The 18,077-nt window shown below is 61.9% G+C and carries 17 protein-coding genes and 1 pseudogene; 13 read left to right on the top strand and 5 right to left on the bottom strand.

Annotated elements, in window-relative coordinates:
* Positions 1-2: 2 nt before the first annotated feature.
* Positions 3-1,346, bottom strand: a complete 1,344-nt coding sequence (locus tag EB835_RS13390; RefSeq protein WP_135809960.1) for an MFS transporter — start codon at positions 1,344-1,346, stop codon at positions 3-5.
* A gap of 146 nt (positions 1,347-1,492) precedes the next feature.
* On the opposite strand from EB835_RS13390, the gene EB835_RS13385 reads away from it, so the two are divergent.
* The 5 genes from EB835_RS13385 (at position 1,493) to EB835_RS13365 (ending at position 8,091) form a co-directional block, all read left to right on the top strand.
* Positions 1,493-3,442, top strand: coding sequence for a helix-turn-helix domain-containing protein (locus EB835_RS13385; RefSeq protein ID WP_168216731.1), 1,950 nt, complete (start codon positions 1,493-1,495; stop codon positions 3,440-3,442).
* Positions 3,443-3,652: 210 nt separating this feature from the next.
* Complete coding sequence (locus tag EB835_RS13380) at positions 3,653-4,924, top strand: hydroxymethylglutaryl-CoA reductase, degradative (protein ID WP_135809958.1); 1,272 nt, start codon at positions 3,653-3,655, stop codon at positions 4,922-4,924.
* Positions 4,925-4,977: 53 nt separating this feature from the next.
* Entirely contained in the window at positions 4,978-5,901 is a 924-nt protein-coding gene (locus tag EB835_RS13375; protein WP_240688738.1) for a hydroxymethylglutaryl-CoA lyase, read from the top strand.
* Positions 5,902-5,960: 59 nt separating this feature from the next.
* On the top strand, positions 5,961-7,205 hold the full coding sequence (locus EB835_RS13370) for a CaiB/BaiF CoA transferase family protein (protein ID WP_135809956.1): 1,245 nt from the start codon (positions 5,961-5,963) through the stop codon (positions 7,203-7,205).
* 1 nt (position 7,206) lies between these two features.
* Positions 7,207-8,091 carry an HTD2 family dehydratase gene (locus EB835_RS13365; RefSeq protein WP_205749936.1) on the top strand — a complete coding sequence of 295 codons (885 nt, stop codon included), beginning with the start codon at positions 7,207-7,209 and terminating at the stop codon, positions 8,089-8,091.
* 163 nt (positions 8,092-8,254) lie between these two features.
* Here EB835_RS13365 and EB835_RS13360 read toward each other — a convergent pair whose 3' ends face one another.
* A complete protein-coding gene (locus EB835_RS13360; RefSeq protein WP_135809955.1) occupies positions 8,255-9,022 on the bottom strand; it encodes an AraC family transcriptional regulator in 768 nt (255 codons plus the stop codon).
* A 102-nt stretch (positions 9,023-9,124) separates the two neighbouring features.
* On the opposite strand from EB835_RS13360, the gene EB835_RS13355 reads away from it, so the two are divergent.
* From EB835_RS13355 to EB835_RS13345, 3 genes are all read left to right on the top strand, one after another.
* On the top strand, positions 9,125-10,441 hold the full coding sequence (locus EB835_RS13355) for a CynX/NimT family MFS transporter (RefSeq protein ID WP_135809954.1): 1,317 nt from the start codon (positions 9,125-9,127) through the stop codon (positions 10,439-10,441).
* A 136-nt stretch (positions 10,442-10,577) separates the two neighbouring features.
* Positions 10,578-11,639 carry a 2,3-butanediol dehydrogenase gene (locus tag EB835_RS13350; protein ID WP_135809953.1) on the top strand — a complete coding sequence of 354 codons (1,062 nt, stop codon included), beginning with the start codon at positions 10,578-10,580 and terminating at the stop codon, positions 11,637-11,639.
* A gap of 61 nt (positions 11,640-11,700) precedes the next feature.
* A complete protein-coding gene (locus EB835_RS13345; RefSeq protein ID WP_240688737.1) occupies positions 11,701-12,021 on the top strand; it encodes a biopolymer transporter Tol in 321 nt (106 codons plus the stop codon).
* A gap of 2 nt (positions 12,022-12,023) precedes the next feature.
* On the opposite strand, the gene EB835_RS13340 is transcribed toward EB835_RS13345, so the two are convergent.
* The gene (locus tag EB835_RS13340; protein ID WP_135809952.1) at positions 12,024-12,746 is read right to left on the bottom strand and encodes a haloacid dehalogenase type II; all 723 of its coding nucleotides are present in this window, start codon (positions 12,744-12,746) and stop codon (positions 12,024-12,026) included.
* A gap of 102 nt (positions 12,747-12,848) precedes the next feature.
* On the opposite strand from EB835_RS13340, the gene EB835_RS13335 reads away from it, so the two are divergent.
* The 4 genes from EB835_RS13335 to EB835_RS13320 all read left to right on the top strand — a co-directional run bounded on the left by EB835_RS13335 (position 12,849) and on the right by EB835_RS13320 (position 15,591).
* Positions 12,849-13,637 carry a helix-turn-helix domain-containing protein gene (locus EB835_RS13335; RefSeq protein ID WP_135809951.1) on the top strand — a complete coding sequence of 263 codons (789 nt, stop codon included), beginning with the start codon at positions 12,849-12,851 and terminating at the stop codon, positions 13,635-13,637.
* 125 nt (positions 13,638-13,762) lie between these two features.
* Positions 13,763-14,371 carry a small multidrug efflux protein gene (locus tag EB835_RS13330; protein ID WP_135809950.1) on the top strand — a complete coding sequence of 203 codons (609 nt, stop codon included), beginning with the start codon at positions 13,763-13,765 and terminating at the stop codon, positions 14,369-14,371.
* Positions 14,372-14,456: 85 nt separating this feature from the next.
* Positions 14,457-14,903, top strand: a complete 447-nt coding sequence (locus tag EB835_RS13325) for a hypothetical protein (RefSeq protein ID WP_135809949.1) — start codon at positions 14,457-14,459, stop codon at positions 14,901-14,903.
* A gap of 10 nt (positions 14,904-14,913) precedes the next feature.
* Entirely contained in the window at positions 14,914-15,591 is a 678-nt protein-coding gene (locus EB835_RS13320; protein ID WP_135809948.1) for a homing endonuclease associated repeat-containing protein, read from the top strand.
* A gap of 16 nt (positions 15,592-15,607) precedes the next feature.
* Here the strand turns inward: EB835_RS13320 and EB835_RS13315 are convergent, their stop codons facing one another.
* Positions 15,608-16,495, bottom strand: coding sequence for a LysR family transcriptional regulator (locus tag EB835_RS13315; RefSeq protein ID WP_135809947.1), 888 nt, complete (start codon positions 16,493-16,495; stop codon positions 15,608-15,610).
* A 137-nt stretch (positions 16,496-16,632) separates the two neighbouring features.
* Between EB835_RS13315 and EB835_RS13310 the strand changes: the two genes are divergently transcribed.
* Entirely contained in the window at positions 16,633-17,913 is a 1,281-nt protein-coding gene (locus EB835_RS13310; RefSeq protein WP_135809946.1) for an MFS transporter, read from the top strand.
* 53 nt (positions 17,914-17,966) lie between these two features.
* Here the strand turns inward: EB835_RS13310 and EB835_RS13305 are convergent.
* Positions 17,967-18,077, bottom strand: a pseudogene (locus EB835_RS13305) (IS5/IS1182 family transposase); the annotation flags it as partial.

Genomic DNA, 18,077 nt, shown 5'->3' with positions numbered 1-18,077 from the left:
TCTCATGTCGATTGCACGGACAACGTCTCCGGCAGCTTCCACACGGCAATCACCCCGATGAGGCTGAGCAGCACCATGTATCCAGCGACCAGCCACGGACTTCCTCCAGCCAATGAAACTAGCCACGTGGCGACAAAAGGTGCAGTACCGCCCGCCAAGGCTGCCGGTATCTCGCGGCATAGGGCGATGCCGCTCCAGCGCATCCTGGTGGGGAAGAGCTCTGCGATCATTGCCGCCGACACACCGATCGTCGTTCCTTGAACCACTGCAAGTCCCAACACGAGGCCGATCGCGACCAACAGCGAGTTCTCTGTCTCGAACAGCAAGAACATAGGAAAGGCGTACACGACACCGAATACTGCGGCGAACATCAGTAGGGGCTTGCGACCGATCCGATCGGCGATCGTCCCCGATATCAGGGTGGCAGGGATGGTGAGCACCATCGCGGCAATGAGACCGAGGAGGGCGTGAGTGGAGTCGACATTCAGCGTGCCGGTCGTGTAAGAGACTGCAAAAGTCTGGACCACATACACCCATGGCAGAGCGAATACGAAGAGTCCCATTCCGGCGAGGATGAAACCAGGCTGTGAGCGGAGAGCATCCATGAGAGGCAGTCGGCTTACGGCGCCCTCCTCCTCAACGGTTTCGAAAGCAGCAGTCTCCTTCACCCGCATACGAAAGTACAGGGCTAACGCGACAATGACGATGCTTGCGAGAAACGGCAGACGCCACCCCCACGACCGGAACGCTTCGATGGACATGACTGAAGTGAGGATCGCGAATGTGCAGGTGGCGATCGCCATACCGACATAAACGGCAGCGCCGGGGAACCCTGCGGTGTAGGCGCGTCTGCCGGTAGTCGCGGACTCTGAGGACATCGTCATCGCACCGGCGAACTCAGCACCGGCACCGGCTCCCTGGATAATTCGCAGAAGGATGAGTGACGTCGGAGCCCAGATTCCGACTTGATCATAGGTGGGCAGCGCACCGATCAGCGTGGAAGCCCCGCCCATGAGCAACAGTGTGACTAGCAGAGTCCCCTTACGGCCGAGCCTGTCCCCATAATGGGAGAGGATGAGCCCGCCAAAAGGCCGGGCAAAGAACCCGACGGCGAAAGTGGCGAAAGCGCCCAACACCCCGGCGAGCTCGCTGCCGCCGAAGAACAATGGTGCGAAAACGAGGGCGGCGGCCAACCCGTATAGAGTGAAGTCGTACCATTCGATGATCGTGCCGACCGAACTTGCGATCACTGCGCGCCGTCGCTGACGGTTGGAATCGAGTCCAGCACGATCGATCTCATGCTTCGCAGTCGTCTCGTTGTGAATCGGCGTCTCATGCGCAGTCATAGCGTATTCCTCTGGTGGTCTCGGCGGTGAGGCTCGCACAGGATGTGGGCACTTCACTACGGTAGTGTTCCCTCGACCTCGCAGTTATGTGCGAACAACACATAAAATCAGAGATGCAATGGAGCAATCGGCCTGAGGAGGAAAAGATGGTCGTTGACCGAGGAGGCACCCGTGCGGTAAATGCGGCGGAAGTGACAACTGCGGCAGGGGCAATTATCGACGCTGTCATGGGCGAGAGGTCAGTAGCACTGGAGCTTCCGCATGAACTGGATGTGCTGGGAGTGCCGACCGATCAGCGTCGACGTCTGACCGAGCGCATTTCGAAGGCCGGGGAGGAGTTCGCACGCCTGCAACGACGGGAGTCCGAACTCGGCGCCCTGTACTCCAGTGCCAGGGAGCTGGCTGCGATCGATGACGCCAACATCCTTCTCGCGCGCATCGTCGACCGTGCCCACGATCTGGTCAACAGTGACCTCACGTACCTGTCGGAGTATGACGCCCGGACAGGCGAGCTGTTTGTACGCGAGACAGTGGGTTCTGTGTCTTCAGACTTCCAGAAACTGAGAGTGCCGCCGGGTAAGGGGTTGGCCAGCATGGTGGTTGAGCAGCGCACCGGTATCAGCACCACACGGTATGAGGCGTTTGAAAGCGAACGGCACGAAGAGGGAATCGACGCGGCGGTGCGAGCTGAGGGTATTGTCTCGATGCTGGGGGTGCCGATGCTCGCCGATGAAGAAGTGCTTGGCGTCATCTTCGTCGCGATTCGTCGAGAGTATGAGTTCGATGTCGAAGAGATTGCGTTGCTCACCGCACTGGCGAACCACGCCTCAGTAGTTCTGCAGACAGCTCGCAGTCTCAAAGGCCTCCGCAGAGCCGAAGACGATTCGAGAAGGGCAGTTGCGAGACTCTCACAAACGCTCCTGGAGCGCGATCGTGCCCATGCTGTCCACCGACAGCTGATGGAAGCGGTGCTCACCGGAGGCGGATTGGAGAAGGTTGTCGAAATCCTCTCCACCGAGCTTTCGAGACCAGTAATGCTCGTCGACATGGACGGCAACTCCGTGTGCAGGGCCGGATCATGGAGTGACGCCGTTGTGAGCCTTTGGGGCGAGAGACCCGTTGCTGAAGCACTGGAAGAGAGCGCGAACACGGGTCGCTACATTGCGCTCGGAGTGCAGAGGGATATCCAGGGGGTTTCTGCTCTCGCGGCTGGTGAGCGTCGCTTCGCCGCGCTCCTGTTAGGAGCAGGCGAATTCCCGATCGGAGATGTTGACGCGCGCACGGTCGAGAGGGCGGCGTTAGTCGGCTCTCTTCTATTTCTCTCCGACGAGGCAGTCGCCGAGGCAGAGTATCGTGCGCAAGGCGATGTGGTGCGAGACCTTCTGTCCCCGAACGAGGATCGAGACATGGTGGTGGAAATCGCACGCAGACGGGGTATCGATGTCTCCACCTTCGATTCACTCGTCTATCTGAAGGTGCCGGCCGAGCAGCGAGAGGTCGCACTGCGTAAGGGCCGAATGTTGACACCCGCCGGACTTCTCTTCTCTGAGCTCCGAGGCAGCCTTGTGATCGTGGGAAGCACGCGGGCGCACGAATTCGCGCGGCAGATGAGGGACGAACTGTCCGCTAGTCTGCGAACGGAGGTGCTCGCCGTCCTACCGCCTAGCGGCGATTTGTCGAGAGCGTTCGCTGTCGCTACACGTGTCGCGCGCCTGCTTGATGGTCTCGGGGTCCGCAACGGTTTGGTCAGCACCGAGGAGTACCTACCATATGCTTCGCTCTTTGCGCCCGACTCACGTGAGATCAATGAGTTCATCGGCAGAGCTTTGGGCGCGCTTCGTCGCAATGACGAGCGTCGCGGCGGCGAGCTTCTGCGAACTTTGCGGGCATATGTGCATAATGGCGCCAGTCCTGCTCGCACGGCACGTGCGCTCAACTATCACGTCAATACAGTCAATCAGAGGCTTGAGCGCATTGATTCCCTGCTGGGGGCCGAGTGGCGCATGGATGAACCCTACTTCCGACTGTCTATGGCAGTACGTCTGGACGAGATGCGCGAGAATCTGCTCGATAGGAGCGGTGAGTTGCGGCGGTGACGCCGGAACCACCAAGCAAAGGGCAGACACCGAGGGGTCCGATATTTGAATAGCGAGCGTGAGGCCCTAAATCACTCGATGACTTATGTGTGCTTCCACCAACCTGAGCAGAAAAAGGTATGCGATGCGCCCATAGTAGGCGAGGTGGCTTTGTCCGTACCGTGATGGCTAGAGCACCAACACGTGTGTGGCCGGACCAAGGAGGGACCAGTGACCGTGAATAGTCGGATCCAGGGATTGAAGAACCTCGGTGTCAGAGAGAGGCGCGACCGGGTCGCACGGGAAGCCGGCTTGGAGGACGAGGGCCTTGCAGCGTTCGAACCAGCACGAGGGCTGCAGTCGGAGCAGGCTGATCTCATGATTGAGAACGTCGTAGGCACGCTTGCTGTGCCGGTCGGTGTCGCTACCAACTTCACGGTCAACGGTCGCGACCACCTCATACCGATGGCCACGGAAGAGCCGAGCGTAGTCGCTGCTGCCTCCAATGTGGCTCGAATGGCCCGTGCCCACGGCGGTATTCACACATCGACGACGGCACCGGTGATGATCGCACAGATTCAACTCGTTGACGTTCCGAATCCCGAAGCCGCTCGGTTCGCAATCCTGCAGCAGAAGGACGACATTCTCGCCGCAGCCAACACAATCGACCCTGTTCTCGTCGACCTCGGCGGAGGTGCTGAGGACATCGAGGTTCGTGTCATCCCGACCTCGTCTGGAACCCAAGTGATCGTGCATCTGCTAGTTGACGTACGCGATGCGATGGGCGCCAATGCGGTCAACTCCATGGCCGAGGCGATCGCCCCCACCCTGGCTTCGATCGCAGGTGGGCGCTCGGTCCTACGGATTCTGACCAACAAGGCAGACCAGCGTCTTGTCCGTGCACGCGGAGTATTCGATGGTGAAATGCTCGGAGGCGGCGTCGTCGTTGATGACATCGTCCTCGCCAGTGCCTTTGCCGCTGCAGATTCCTATCGGGCCGCCACCCACAACAAAGGCATCATGAACGGCATCACTGCCGTGGTGCTTGCTACGGGAAACGACACCCGCGCTATTGAGGCGGGGTGCCACGCCTACGCTGCACGCAAAGGCAAGTATGCGGGATTGTCGACATTCGAACGCACGGAGAATGGTGATGTCGTCGGCACCATCGAGGTCCCACTGGCAGTAGGGCTCGTGGGCGGTGCCACACGTGCGCATCCCGCTGCTCAAGCGGCGATCGAACTCCTGAACGTGGAGACTGCCACCGAATTGGGATCGGTTATCGCTGCGGTCGGGCTGGTGCAGAATCTCGCAGCCTGCCGAGCACTTGCGGCTGAGGGCATACAACGAGGCCATATGACGCTGCACGCTCGTACTGTCGCAGTCTCAGCAGGAGCGACCGGCGGCGAGGTGACTGAAGTGGCCGGAAAGCTGGTTGCAGACGGAACGATCCGCAGCGACCGGGCTGAGCAGATCCTGTCTGAGCTCCGAGTGACCAAATGAACCAACCTGGCTCGGAGCCGATACCTCCGTTGTGGGAGCCGAAACCACTGACAGTGCGTGAAGAGAGTACTGCCGAGGTTGTGTCGGTCTACGAAGTCGCGCCGAGGGACGGTCTGCAGGCAGAGACGGTTGTCCTCGATACCGACCTCAAAACCGAATTCTGCGAACGACTCTGGGCCTCAGGGGTGTCCAACCTCGAAGTGACAAGTTTCGTCCCGCCTGCGTGGATCCCACAGCTGGCAGATGCTGAGGATCTTGCGGCACGGCTCGAAATCCCGGACCGAAACGATTCAGCTGTGGCGCTCGTGCCGAACATCCGGGGACTCGAACGCGCGTACGCCGCCGGCTTCAGAGCTGTCGCCGCTGTGGCGAGCTGCACGGAGAGCTTCGCCCGGGCCAATCTGAATACGAACGCGCCGGGAACTTTGGCGCGAGTCTGTGACATTGCGAGCGCCGCGAACTCGCTGGGTATCTCCGTGCGCGGATACCTGTCTATGGCCTTCGGCGACCCGTGGGAAGGCCACGTGGATCCGGCTCGCGTGGCTGATCTCACGGCCACTCTCTACGAGGCAGGCTGTCAACAGATCGCTCTGGGCGACACCATCGGAACCGCGACTCCCGGGCATGTGCGCGCAGTTCTCCGCGCCGCCACTTCAGCGGGAGTTCCGACGAGTGCACTTGCTCTGCACCTCCACGACACGTACGGGCTGGCGTTGGCCAATGTGTATTCCGCGATGGAGGAGGGGATAACGACCTTTGACGCTTCTGCCGGCGGGCTCGGTCGCTGTCCCTATGCCCCGGGGGCTGCCGGCAACCTTGCCACGGAAGATCTCGTCTGGTTATTAGACGGACTGGGGGTCGAGACCGGAATCAATCTCGACGACCTCGTCGCAACATCGTTGTGGTTCTCCGCGCAGTCTGGGCGTCCGGCGCCCTCGCGAGTCGTCAGCGCCTACGCGGCCCGCCTCGCAGTGTGAAGACCAGCACTTTCAGCAGTCGACCCACCGAACACACCGCCACACAAGGAAGTGAAACAATGAACCCCACACCGGAACTCATCAAACAGCTCGCGGGCGGATCCGGTGCCCTCGATGGAGTAGTCGTCCTAGATCTTTCGCGCGTACTTGCCGGTCCCTTTGCCGGCGAGATACTCGCGGATCTCGGAGCCACCGTGATCAAGATCGAGAATCCGAATGATCCTGATGTCTCTCGAGGGTTTCCTCCCTATCTCAGCGCCGGCGATGAGGAGTTCAGCGCGTATTACGGCCAGTACAATCGCGGAAAACTCGGCACAACGATCAATCTCGCCGAACCGGCTGGAAAACAGGTACTGAAGGATCTCGTCAAGAATGCCGATATTCTCGTCGAAAACTTCCGGCCAGGAACCATGGACAAACTCGGGGTGGGGTACGAGACTCTCGCGGAAATCAACCCTGCACTTGTTTACGCAGCAATCTCTGGCTACGGACAGACCGGCTCTCGCAGCCGCCGCCCGGCTTTCGACTCCACTGCACAAGCTGCCGGCGGCCTATGGTCCATGACAGGTTACGAGGACATGCCACCGGTGCGAGTAGGGGTGGTGATCGGTGACATCTCGGCCGCACTGTTCGCGCTCATCGGGACATTGTCTGCCCTCCGCCACGCTGAGCGTTCCGGTGAGGGTCAGCTGGTCGACGTAGCGCAGATTGACAGCGTGCTTGCGATCACGGAGACGGCTGTGGTCGACTACACCGTTGACGGGACCGTAGCGAAGCCAGAGGGCAATGACCACGCGTGGGTCCGCCCCTACGGTCTCTTCGACTGCGCCGACGGCCAAGTGTTCTTCGCTGGATACACGGACAAGCTCTGGAAGGTCAGTTGCGAACTGTTCGGTACGCCCGAGGCCGCAACGGATCCGGAGATCGACACGATGCGGAAACGCTTCGACGAAGCCGTTTATGAGCGCAAGGTCAAACCAGTGGTCCAATCGTGGTTCGCGAATCGCACTCAGTCTGAGTTGGAGGAGATGGCGGGTGACACAGTGCCTCTGACAGCTCTACGCGACGTGGGTGAGGTCGTCGACGATCCCGGTACGGCCGAACGCGAGATGATCGTCGAGGCAGATTACGGCCCGATGGGAACACTGAAGATGTTCGGCCAGCCCATCAAACTCAGTCGCACTCCCGCAGTCCCCAATCGAAAGGCAAACCGGCTAGGCGAACACACCGACGTGGTGTTGAAGGAATTCGCTGGGTACACAGACGATGCCATCGCCGAGCTCAAAAATGGGGGAGTGATCTGATATGGCTCCCGATGAGAACACAGCCAGAGCTGACGACGAGACAGCGGAGAGGTTGACCAACGAGGTTCGCAACCGTGCAGAAACCCTCGATCCGCAACGCGCCGAGAACTACCGAAACACGTTTGCTCCAGCAATGAGTCGCCTTGTCGTCGGTGATGTGCTGCCGGCAGGCTGGGAAGGATTCTACTTTCCATTCGCCAGCGGCATAGACGGGTTGCGACCGGATGGAACGCCACTTGACGATGTGGTCCCCGACTTCGGTCTTCCCAGACGTATGTACGCCGGTGAGGACACTGTCTTCCACAGGCCACTCCGCCTAGGGGAGACAGTCGAGCAGACTGAGTCACTGGGCGTCGTCAAAGAGAAGAACGGTAACCGTGGGCGCCTGGTCTTCGCCGATATCGAACGCACATATTCCGTCGGGGGCGAGCTGGCGATCGAAACGGTGTGGCACGACGTATTCCTTGGTGAGAGTTCGGGAGCGCTTGAAGGATCGGAGCCGACCTTCGACCACGTTCGCCTCGGTGAGGAATGGCAGACGAGCACATTCGCCCCAGACTCCCGCCACCTCTTCCGCTTTTCCGCAATCACTTTCAATACTCATCGGGTTCATTACGATCTCGAGTGGGCGCAGGAAGCCGAAAGGCTACCAGGTCTACTTGTGCACGGACCGTTGACCAGGAACCTCCTTCTGGACGCTGTGATCAGCAGTCACAGTGGAGGGCAGCCAGCGACTTTCGGCTTCACCGCCTCCGCACCGCTATTCGTAGATCACGCGATCACCCTCGCTGTTCGCGATCAGGAGAACGGCGAGACTGAGGCTCTCGCGCTCAATGATCAGGGAGGAGTCGCCGCCCGGGGAATTGCTCGTTGGGCAGGTCGGTGAGTAGTCAGCTGACTATGGTGAAATCCGCGGCCGGAAGGGCGCTTCTGACTGATCAATAGTCACGATTACACCATGGGGCGCCGCGGCGGGGTTCGAACGGTTCTCGGGCACGAAGCCATCATCTCATTGGACGGTGACACGGGGTGCGGGGCTCGCGATCCGCTCAGGAATGCAGCGCCCGCCGGTACCGGCCCGGAGTTTGGCCGACGAGGGCGGTGAACGCGTCGATGAAGGCGCTCGGGTTGGCCCAGCCGCAGGCGGTGGCGGTGTCGATGACCGAGGTGCCGTCGGTGAGCATGAGCAGGGCGCGGTGGATGCGCAGCTGGGTCCGCCACTGGCGAAAGCTCATTCCGGTCTCCTCGGCGAAGAGGCGAGACAGGGTCCGTTCGCTCGCGCCGATCCGCCTGCCCAGCTCGGCGAGCGTGGCGGGACTGGCCATGTCGTCCTCGACGATGTGGGTGAGCGCGAGCAGACGCTCATCGCGGGGCTCGGGCAGGTGGAGAGGCTGTTCGGCAGTGGAGACCGCGTCGTCGATGACGACCATGCGCAGCCGGTCCCGCGCGGGCACCGACCGCCGGGGGACGCCAGGGTCCTCGGCTGCGGTGAGCGCGAGCAGGGCCTCCCTGGCCAGCGCCGAGACCGCGAGGACGGCCGGGCGGGGCGGCAGGAGTTCGGCGAAGGGTGCGGTCATGAAGACGACTCGCATGTCGGTGATCCCGTGGGCTCGGTGCTGGTGGGTGAAGTGCGCGGGGATCCACACCGCCCGGTTCGACGGCGCGATCCAGGAGCCGGAATCGGTGACCATCGACAGCACGCCGCTGGCCGGATAGACGAGGTGCCCCTGGTCATGAACGTGGGCAGGGGTGAGCTCGGCGTGGCCGAGACGTTGGATCAGCTCGGGTGAATAGTGGTCGTGGCGGAATTCGAGCATCAGTCTGCAGTTTAACGGTTGAGCGCCCTGTTGGCGCACACGAGGATGGACTGGTGCTGCGCCGCGTTCGCCCTCACTGCCCACCGACCACCGAAGGATTCCATGACATCGCCACGCCTTGATTCGCCCACTCTCCACTCTCCGCTTGAGGACTATCCCGTCCCCGGCGGCGAACCTCCGACCCCCGCCGAGGTGGGAGAGCCCACCGAGCTACCGCGTGGGAAGTGGGCCCTGCTCGTCCTCGGGATCGGACTCATTCTCCTCGGGCTCAATCTGCGCATCGGGGTCGCCTCGATCGGACCCGTCCTCGGGGACATTCGAGTGTCGCTGGAACTGTCGGCCACCTCGGCGAGTCTGCTCACGACGATCCCCGTCTTCGCCTTCGGCGCCTTCGCATTCCTCACCCCGGGCCTGACCAGGCGCTTCGGCATGCACCGGCTGCTCGGGCTGACGATGGCCGTCCTCGCAGTGGGGATCCTGCTGCGGTTGCATCCGAGCCTGCTCGCCCTCTTCGCCGGCACCGTCCTCGTCGGGGTCGCCATCGCCGTGGGCAATGTCGTCATGCCGGCGGCTATCAAGCAGGACTTCGCCCACCGGTCGGGGCTGATGATGGGCCTGTATTCGGCGGCGCTGTTCGTCGGGGCGGCCATCGCCTCGGGGCTGACCGCTCCGCTGCTGACGGCGATGGGCGGGAACTGGCGACCGGCTTTGGCAGTGTGGGCGATTCCCGCGCTGCTCGCACTCGTCGTGTGGATCCCTCAGCTGCGTCGCCGGCCGGGTCGGATGAAGACCGGAGCGGGCGTGGCGGACGCACCGTCTGATCGTGGTGAACCGTCGTTCCGATCCTTCCTGACCGACCCGACGGCGCTCGCCGTGACCGGTCTGATGGGGTTGCAGTCGGTCAGCTATTACACGGCGCTGACCTGGGTGCCGACCATTCTTCAGGACGCGGGTATGAGCGCTGGTCTCGCCGGCGGGATGCTCGCGTATTCCGCATTCCCCGGCATCCTCGCCTCACTTGTCACCCCGGCTGTGGCGGCGAGGATGCGGCCGAGGTGGCTGCCCGTGGTGATCTCGGCGGCGCTCATCGGAGCTGCCTATCTCGGTCTGGCCGTGGTGCCGTCCGATGGTGCGATCGTGTGGATGTCGCTGCTCGGCCTCGGGCAGGGTGCGGCGATCAGCCTGTCGCTGACGTTCATCGTCTGGCGCTCGCCGACGGCCCATCGCACGGGGCACCTGTCGACGATGTCGCAGGGCATCGGCTACCTGCTGGCCGGACTGGGGCCGGTGGGCATCGGGGCGATCCACGCAGCGACCGGCACGTGGACAGCGCCGATGATCGTCCTCGGCGTGCTCCTGGTCGTTCAGCTCATCTCTGGAGTCATCGCCAGTCGGCCCGTGCACATCCGGGCGGAGTGATTCGGGTGGTGGCGTTTTGAAGGCGGTGCCGGCCGGTGGGGGAGCGAGCTGAGTCACCTTCGGCTGATTGCCATTGCCGGTCTGATCTGGGCGGAGTACGTTCGGAATCAGGACGAATCATTAAGGAGTGCGGACAATGAAGGCAGTGCGGTACTACGGCAAGGAAGATCTCCGCGTCGAGGAGATCGAAGAGCCCGAGGTGCGACCGGGGACGGTGAAGATCGCACCGGCGTTCAACGGCATCTGCGGCAGCGACCTGCACCTGTACCACGATGGTCCGATCCCTCCGGCCCCCACCGCCGAGGAGGCTCATCCTCTCTACGGTGAGACCCTTCCCGTCGTGCTCGGTCACGAGTTCTCAGGCGTCGTCGAGGAAGTCGGTGAAGGAGTCGACCACGTCACCGTCGGCGACTCCGTCGTCGTTGAGCCGCTCATGGTTGACGGCACCTGCCCTGCCTGCCGGAAAGGCGCTTACAACCTCTGCGAGCAGATGGGATTCATCGGCATCTCCGGCCGCGGAGGAGGTCTGAGTGAACACATCGTCGTCGAATCCCAGTGGGTCCACTCTGTCGGCGACATGCCACTCGACCAGGCCGCCATGATCGAACCCCTTGCGGTGGCCGTCCACGGCGTCAACCAGACCAATGCTGCTGCCGGACAGGTTGCCGTCGTCGGAGGAGCCGGGCCGATCGGCCTCCTCGTCGCAGCGGTGCTCAAGGCCAAGGGACTGACGACGGTCGTCAGCGAAGTCTCCGCGGCACGTCGTACAAAGGCGCAGACTTCGGGAGTCGCCGACGTCGTCGTCGACCCCACGCAGGACGACCTCGGTGCTGTCGTCTCCGACCAGACCAACGGCGCGATGGCCGACTTGGCCTTCGACGCCGCCGGCGCCCCTCCTGTCGTGGGCCAGCTCCTCGACGTGCTCGGCGCATTGGGACGGCTCCAGGTGATCGCCATCCACACCGCACCCGTCCAGATCGACCTGACCGGAGCGCTGATGATGCAGGACCGCGTCCTCGGGGCGAGCGTCGGCTACGCCCACGACCACGCCGAAGCGATCGACCTGGTGCGCTCGGGCAAAGTCGATCTCGCTCCCTTCATCACCTCGACGATCTCGGCCGATGACATCGTCACCGAGGGATTCGAGCGTCTGACGTCGAGTCAGGACGAAGTGAAGATCCTCGTGTCCATGCGCTGAGGAGGGGCGGAGGATCACAGTCCTCACGCCGCCGGTTCTTGACTGAGAGGAGACCCAGGCGATGCCTGATTCTTCGGATCGCATGAGCGAAGACTCGTACACCGACGACGACAAGTGGCTGGTCGTCAAGGGGCGACGGTGGCGTCGGACCGACCCCGAGTTGGAGTCGACGGTCGTCGAAGAACTCAAGAGCCACCTCGGAAAGGCGAGGAACGCGGTCCGCACTGCGAAGAAGAACGGAACAGAGGGTGAACTCAAGCAGGCCAGGCGCCGAGTGGATATCGCCAAACACGGTCTGGGAGAGCGCGGCGACTATTGGTGGGAGATGACGGTCGAGGATCGACGCAAGCGCGCCGAGGAGGCCCTGGCACAGCTGCGGTGACTTCAGACGATCTGACGAGCGAGGTCCTCGAAGTCGTCGACGATGACATCCCAGTCACCTGTCGGTTCGAGGTCGCTCGTCTGGGCCGGGCCGTACTCGGTCGGCCTGCGGACGAACGCGGTGCGCAGGCCGAGCTCTGCAGCGGCGGCGAGGTCTCCGTTGTGAGCGGCGACCATGCAGACCTGGTTGGGTTCGAGACCGAGGACATCGGCGGTGCGCAGGTACGCGGCGGGATCGGGTTTGTAGGCTCCAGCCACCTCGGCGCCGAGGATCGCATCCCACGGAAGCTCTGCGCGTTTTGCCACGTCGAGAGCCAAGCGGATGTTCGCGTTCGACAGCGGCGCGATGATGAACCGCTCCTTCAGCTGGGTCAACCCGGGGACCGCGTCCGGCCACGGATCGAGGCGATGCCAGGCGAGATTCGTCTCCTCGAGCACCCCGGTCGGGATCGATGCGGGATTGACCCCCGCCTCGGCGAGCACGGTCTCAAGGTTCTCCCGATGGAGCACATCGAGACGGACGAACTCACGCCCGCCGCTGCGCACCCGCTCCATCGACGGCTGGTACTGCGCTCGCCAGCGATCGGCGAACTCATGTGCATCAAGATCGGGAACATGGTTGCGCAAGTGCAGGGCCACCTCGGCGGCGACACTGCTCCTCCAGTCGACGACGGTGCCGAACATATCGAAGACCAGGGCCTCTACCCTGTCGAATCGTGCTGTCATGGTTTCACGGTAGCCCGAGGCCGCCAGAGCGTCTATGTCAGGCCCACCGCATAGACTGGCACGCATCCGGCAACAACACGGCACCGACGAAGGGGACCGACCGTGGGATGGAGCACGAGTGAACTGGCGCGCCTGACCGGCACGACGGTCAACACCATCCGGCATTATCACAAGCTCGGCCTGCTCACCGAGCCCGAACGGATGAGCAACGGCTACAAACAGTACGGAGCCTCCCACCTGCTCCGACTCCACCAGCTTCGGCGGATGCGCGAACTCGGGATCCCGCTCTCCGACATCGGTTCCGTCGACGACGACCACGAACAGCAGCAGCTCGCACTCAAGCAGCTCGAGCGTGACCTCGGCGACCAGATCGCCGCGCTGGAGAAGGCCCGGACCGAGGTGACCCAACTCCTTGAGCACGGGGCACCGATCGATACGGCCTCGAGTTTCATCGACATCGCCGCGCGGATGTCGCACGCCGACCGCAGCCTGATGAACATCTACTCGAGCCTCTACGACGAATCGGCGATGTCGGAGATGCGGTCGATCATGTCCGACACCACCCCATACGACCAGGAAGTCGACGAACTCGCCGAGGATGCCGACGAGGAGACTCGTGCGCGGCTGGCCGAGCAGATCGCCCCCAGTATGAAGCGCAGCCTCGAAGCCAAACCCTGGCTGCTCGCACCGACGGCGCGGATGAAAGGCGATGTGAAGATGGGGCAGGCCGCCATCATCGGCACGATCAGCGAGCTCTATAACAAGGCGCAGATCGACGTCGTCCAGCGCGCATTTGTCTCCGTCTTCCCGACTCTCGACATCCCTGAGGCCGACCGTGAACGGTTCATCGCCTATATCCAGCAGATGATCCGCGAAGAGGAGGAAGACTGAGGGTTCCCTGAGTTCGCCGCTGAGGGCTTGACCCTGTTCCGAGAACACAGTCTGTACTGAACACATCGACCACGAGATCCGGCTCAACCGGACCGGATCTGACGATCACCGTTCAGGAGGACACCATGAACCCCGTCATCGATTTCTTCCAGGGCCTCGCCGCCCACGTTCCCGACCTTCTCCAGCCTTTCATCATCGCCGCCGCCGGAGCCGTTCCCTTCATCGAAGGAGAGCTCTCTTCGATCATCGGCGTCTGGGCCGGAATGAACCCGATCGTCGCCGGAATCGCCGGCGCCATCGGCAACTTCATCTGCGTCACCGTCATCGTGCTCTTCGGCGCCCGAGCCCGCCGTGCCGTCGTCACCCGAAAGGCCGAGAAGCGAGAGCTCGCTGCCGTCGGCGCCGGAGTCAGTGTCGGCGCCGGGACGGCGGCTGAAGCCCCACCGGCCGATGGCACCGCAGGTGACACGGTTGCCGAGGACGACCTCGGCGAGGAGGGCAAACCCGAATCGAAGGGCCGGATCAAGTTCAAGCGCTTCCTCACCCGGTTCGGCGTTCCCGGAGCGAGCCTGCTCGGGCCACTCGCGATCCCCACCCAGATCACCTCGACGATCCTCGTCGGTGCGGGCGTGAAGACCTCGTGGATTCTGCTCTGGCAGGGCATCGCCATCATCGCCTGGACGACCCTGACCACGCTCATCGCGACCGGCGCGCTCACTCTGCTCGCTGGCTGAAGCTCCCGGAGCCCGCACGACCTGACTCGGTACCCACCGAATCCCGGCACCACACGATCCTGCACCACACGAGAGAGGAAGACCCATGACCATCGCACACCGACACCACCGCCCGCTGACGTTCTCGGCATTCGTGCTCGTGGCGCTGGGCCTGCCGGTCGTCCTCCCGTTCTCCGCGACCATCATCGGCTGGGTGATCCGCTTGCCGATGCGACTCGACCTCGCCGATGCGCTCCTGGCGACACTCGGAGTCTTCGCCGCCTGGTTCGTCCTCACGTCGGTGATCGACGTGATCATCGACGGCAGCGACGCAGCCGGATCGCTCACCGGGCGATTCGTCTCCGCAGGAGCCTCACTGCTCATCCTCGGCGGAGGGTATCTGCTCATCGTCGACTCGGCCCTGGCTGCCGCGACCATCGGCGCAATCCTCGCCGGTGTCGTCCTCGCTTTGGGTGTGTGGGCCGATGGGAAGGTCGTTCGGCAGGCCCGCGGCCGTCCTGTCGTGGGAGCGCGCCGACGACTGAGATCGTAGTATGGAGGGGATGTCTGATTCCGGGAAAGCCCACACGTCGTCGCCGGCAGTGCTCGGCGCGCTGCTGTTCATCACCGCGCGCAGCCTCGTTTCCGCCGACGTTCCCGGCACCCCCGCGAGTGCCGACCCCGCCCAACTGAGCCCGGCCGACAGGGACATCCTTGCCGAGGTGGAGCTCGCCCTGACCGCGCAATCCGATGGTTCTGATCGCGCCGACGAGCCCGCGGGTTCTGCGTCGACCGTGACCTCCACCCTCGCCGAGGTGGCCGCCGCCATCGCGTATGTGCGTGGCCGTGCGGAGGCCCCGAGCCTCACCGCCAGCCGCTACGACGTTTTGCGCAAGGCGGCGCTCGGCGGACTCGGCGCGGCATCGGTCAAGGGCGCCACCGTGTGGCCGCCGACCAGCCAGACCGCGGTGCAGAGGTTCGGGTCGTGGAACGATGCGCTCAAGGCCGCTGGATTGGCCACGAACAAGATCGGACGAGCCAAGGGGCAGCTGCGCTTCGATTCGGCCGCCTACGACAAGTCGATCGGCGAATTCCTCGCCGACTGCGAAGCCCGAGGTCTCGCAGCCACCTACAAGTCCTACACCGAATACGCCGCCGAGCATAAGGGCGAAGTGCCCTCGGCCGCGGCGGTGCGGAAGTTCTACGGAAGCTGGAATGCTGCCGTCGCCGCCGTCGGGTGAAGGGCAATTCGCTGATTCAAGTGAACTCCAATGTTTCGAAAATCGGTTTGGTCTTCATCCATGTCAACAGCTCGTCAATGAAATGGGAGATCGTGTCCGCAGCATAGTGATCCGCTGGCCAGGCGGCCCATTCCTCTAGTGTGAGCGCGGTACTCGAGACTGTGACTGGTAGTGGAATCAGCCCGTACTTTGGAGGATCAACGGTGATGACCGATCCTTTACCTGCCCTCACCATGGCCTGGCCAATATGGGCGCGCGAGACTTCTTGCAAAGGTGTAAACCGGACGCATGCCATCGTTAGCTGGCGGTCGAGTTCACGCCGAGTACCACTCGAGCGGTCTGGGACAATCACGTTTTCATTAGAGAGCTCTTGAACGTCGATTGATTCCCGACGTGCCAGTGGCGAATCTGAACGGACCTGGAGGGTATAGGGAATTCGGTACAGCAGCCTCGACTCAAATTCCGGTGGAGGTATAGCCGGGATAAGGGAGAGGTCAGCCTCGCGTCGTGAAAGTGCCTCGTGGAGTCGGTTGGTCGGGTACTCAACAATATCTGCCAAGACCGTGTTCGTTTCGGCAGCAAAGGGGAGGACCACCCCTTCCGCGACGAGGATCGGACATGCGATTGTAAGAGGCACTGTGTCTCGGCCAAATTCGGAGATCGCGGTATCGACATCTTTTACGTTCGTCATGAGTCGACGGATGATCGGTTCGAGCTGCCTTGCTGCATGTGTCGGCTGCATGCCGGTCTTGGACCGGGTAAAGAGACTGGTGCTGCATTTCTTCTCGAGCGTCTGAATCTGTCGAGACAGCGCAGGCTGGGAAATGAATCTTCGCTGTGCCGCCACAGTGGCAGAACCCGTGTCGAATACTGCCAAGAAGCTCAAGCACGCCATGATATCCATGCACGGAAGTTATCACATGCCTCAGAAACAAGTATTAGCGTGCATAAATAGACTGATCGTAAGGTAGAGAGGTCAGTCGCATTCGGATTTTTACGTCCTCGGATTGCGTCAGCTTTCGTCAATGGAGACTTACTGCCATGACAGTATCCACACAGAATGCGGAACAGCGACAGCGACGTTCGATCACCGGAGCTTTCGTCGGCACAGCGATCGAATGGTATGACTTCTTCTCGTTTGGCACCGCAGCAGCCCTCGTATTCGGGACGGTGTTCTACCCCGATCTCGCTCAAGGCTCTGGATTGCTTGCTTCATTTGCCACATTCTGGGTGGGCTTCCTGGCCCGTCCAATCGGCGGGCTGGTTTTCAGCCATTTCGGTGATCGATTCGGACGCAAGAACACTCTCATCGTCACCCTATTCATGATGGGAATCGCCACGACGTGCATCGGTCTTCTGCCAACTTACGGGCAGATCGGAATCGTAGCCCCGATCTTGCTAATTGTTTGCCGTGCAATTCAAGGACTGGCAGTCGGTGGCGAATGGGGCGGAGCTGTCGTGCTCGCTACCGAAAACTCGAAAGAGACAAAACGTGGGTTGGCGGGCGCGTGGGTTCAACAGGGTTCTCCCGCCGGGTCAATTCTTTCTACCGTTGCCTTCATGCTGGTCGGCCTACTCCCCGATGAACAGTTCATATCTTGGGGATGGAGGATCCCATTTATCTTCTCAGCAGTGCTCGTCGTCGTCGCGCTCGTCATCCGATCCCGGGTTGAGGAGTCTCAAGAGTTCACTGAGGTCAAGGAAAAGGGCGAGGCTCCAAGAGTTCCTGTCGTTGAAGCTTTCAACGTCGCAGGTCTATTTATCTTTTTCGGAGTCCTGGCTTCAATCGTGGGCATAGCCTCGGCATATTTCAACAACACCTTCATGCTCTCGTGGACCACAGGAATCCTAGGGATGGATCGCACTGTGATCCTCAATCTCATCCTACTGTCTGCGGTGGTGCAGTTCATTTGGCAGCCAATGGCGGCCAAATTATCGGAGAAGTACGGGATCAGGACGATATTGATCTGGGGTCTGGTTCTCAACTTGGTGGTGACACCGCCAATGTTCTTAGCGATCCAGTCCACGAATGCCATCTTCTTGGGAATAACGATCGTGATAAGCACAATCGGCGCGACTGCTTACTACGCCATGCTGGCTACCGCACTTTCTGATGCATTCCCTGCGCGAGTTCGATACACCGGCGTTTCACTTGCCTATCAGCTGTGCGCCACAATCTTCGGCGGAACCACACCGATCATTGCCCAATGGCTGCTCAACGCGACTGGGAACAGTCCGTGGTCGGTAATGACTTTTTCGATCGTCCAGATCATCCTCTCGATCATCGGCGTGATCGGGCTCTACAGAACTAAGAACAAGTAACTGTCGGCGTGAATCGGCTGGTCTGAAAGAACTCTGACTAGGGCATGTCTCCTTTATTGGCGGAGCCATGTCAGGATCGCGCTGATCACGACGGCCGCTCGATAGGTGATGGCGAGCTTGTCGTATCTCGTCGCTAACCCCCGCCATTGCTTGACGTAGGCAAA

The sequence above is a fragment of the Brevibacterium sp. S22 genome (assembly GCF_004745485.1).
In the GTDB taxonomy this organism is placed as follows: Bacteria; Actinomycetota; Actinomycetes; order Actinomycetales; family Brevibacteriaceae; genus Brevibacterium.
The sequence above is the reverse complement of the archived record's forward strand: the minus strand, read 5'-3'. Positions and strand labels throughout refer to the sequence as shown.

Coding starts and splice junctions, on each gene's coding strand:
- EB835_RS13390 (WP_135809960.1), bottom strand. CDS start 1,346: ATGACTGCGCATGAGACGCCGATTCACAACGAGACGACTGCGAAGCAT.
- EB835_RS13385 (WP_168216731.1), top strand. CDS start 1,493: ATGGTCGTTGACCGAGGAGGCACCCGTGCGGTAAATGCGGCGGAAGTG.
- EB835_RS13370 (WP_135809956.1), top strand. CDS start 5,961: ATGAACCCCACACCGGAACTCATCAAACAGCTCGCGGGCGGATCCGGT.
- EB835_RS13365 (WP_205749936.1), top strand. CDS start 7,207: ATGGCTCCCGATGAGAACACAGCCAGAGCTGACGACGAGACAGCGGAG.
- EB835_RS13360 (WP_135809955.1), bottom strand. CDS start 9,022: ATGCTCGAATTCCGCCACGACCACTATTCACCCGAGCTGATCCAACGT.
- EB835_RS13355 (WP_135809954.1), top strand. CDS start 9,125: ATGACATCGCCACGCCTTGATTCGCCCACTCTCCACTCTCCGCTTGAG.
- EB835_RS13350 (WP_135809953.1), top strand. CDS start 10,578: ATGAAGGCAGTGCGGTACTACGGCAAGGAAGATCTCCGCGTCGAGGAG.
- EB835_RS13345 (WP_240688737.1), top strand. CDS start 11,701: ATGCCTGATTCTTCGGATCGCATGAGCGAAGACTCGTACACCGACGAC.
- EB835_RS13340 (WP_135809952.1), bottom strand. CDS start 12,746: ATGACAGCACGATTCGACAGGGTAGAGGCCCTGGTCTTCGATATGTTC.
- EB835_RS13330 (WP_135809950.1), top strand. CDS start 13,763: ATGAACCCCGTCATCGATTTCTTCCAGGGCCTCGCCGCCCACGTTCCC.
- EB835_RS13325 (WP_135809949.1), top strand. CDS start 14,457: ATGACCATCGCACACCGACACCACCGCCCGCTGACGTTCTCGGCATTC.
- EB835_RS13320 (WP_135809948.1), top strand. CDS start 14,914: ATGTCTGATTCCGGGAAAGCCCACACGTCGTCGCCGGCAGTGCTCGGC.
- EB835_RS13315 (WP_135809947.1), bottom strand. CDS start 16,495: ATGGATATCATGGCGTGCTTGAGCTTCTTGGCAGTATTCGACACGGGT.
- EB835_RS13310 (WP_135809946.1), top strand. CDS start 16,633: ATGACAGTATCCACACAGAATGCGGAACAGCGACAGCGACGTTCGATC.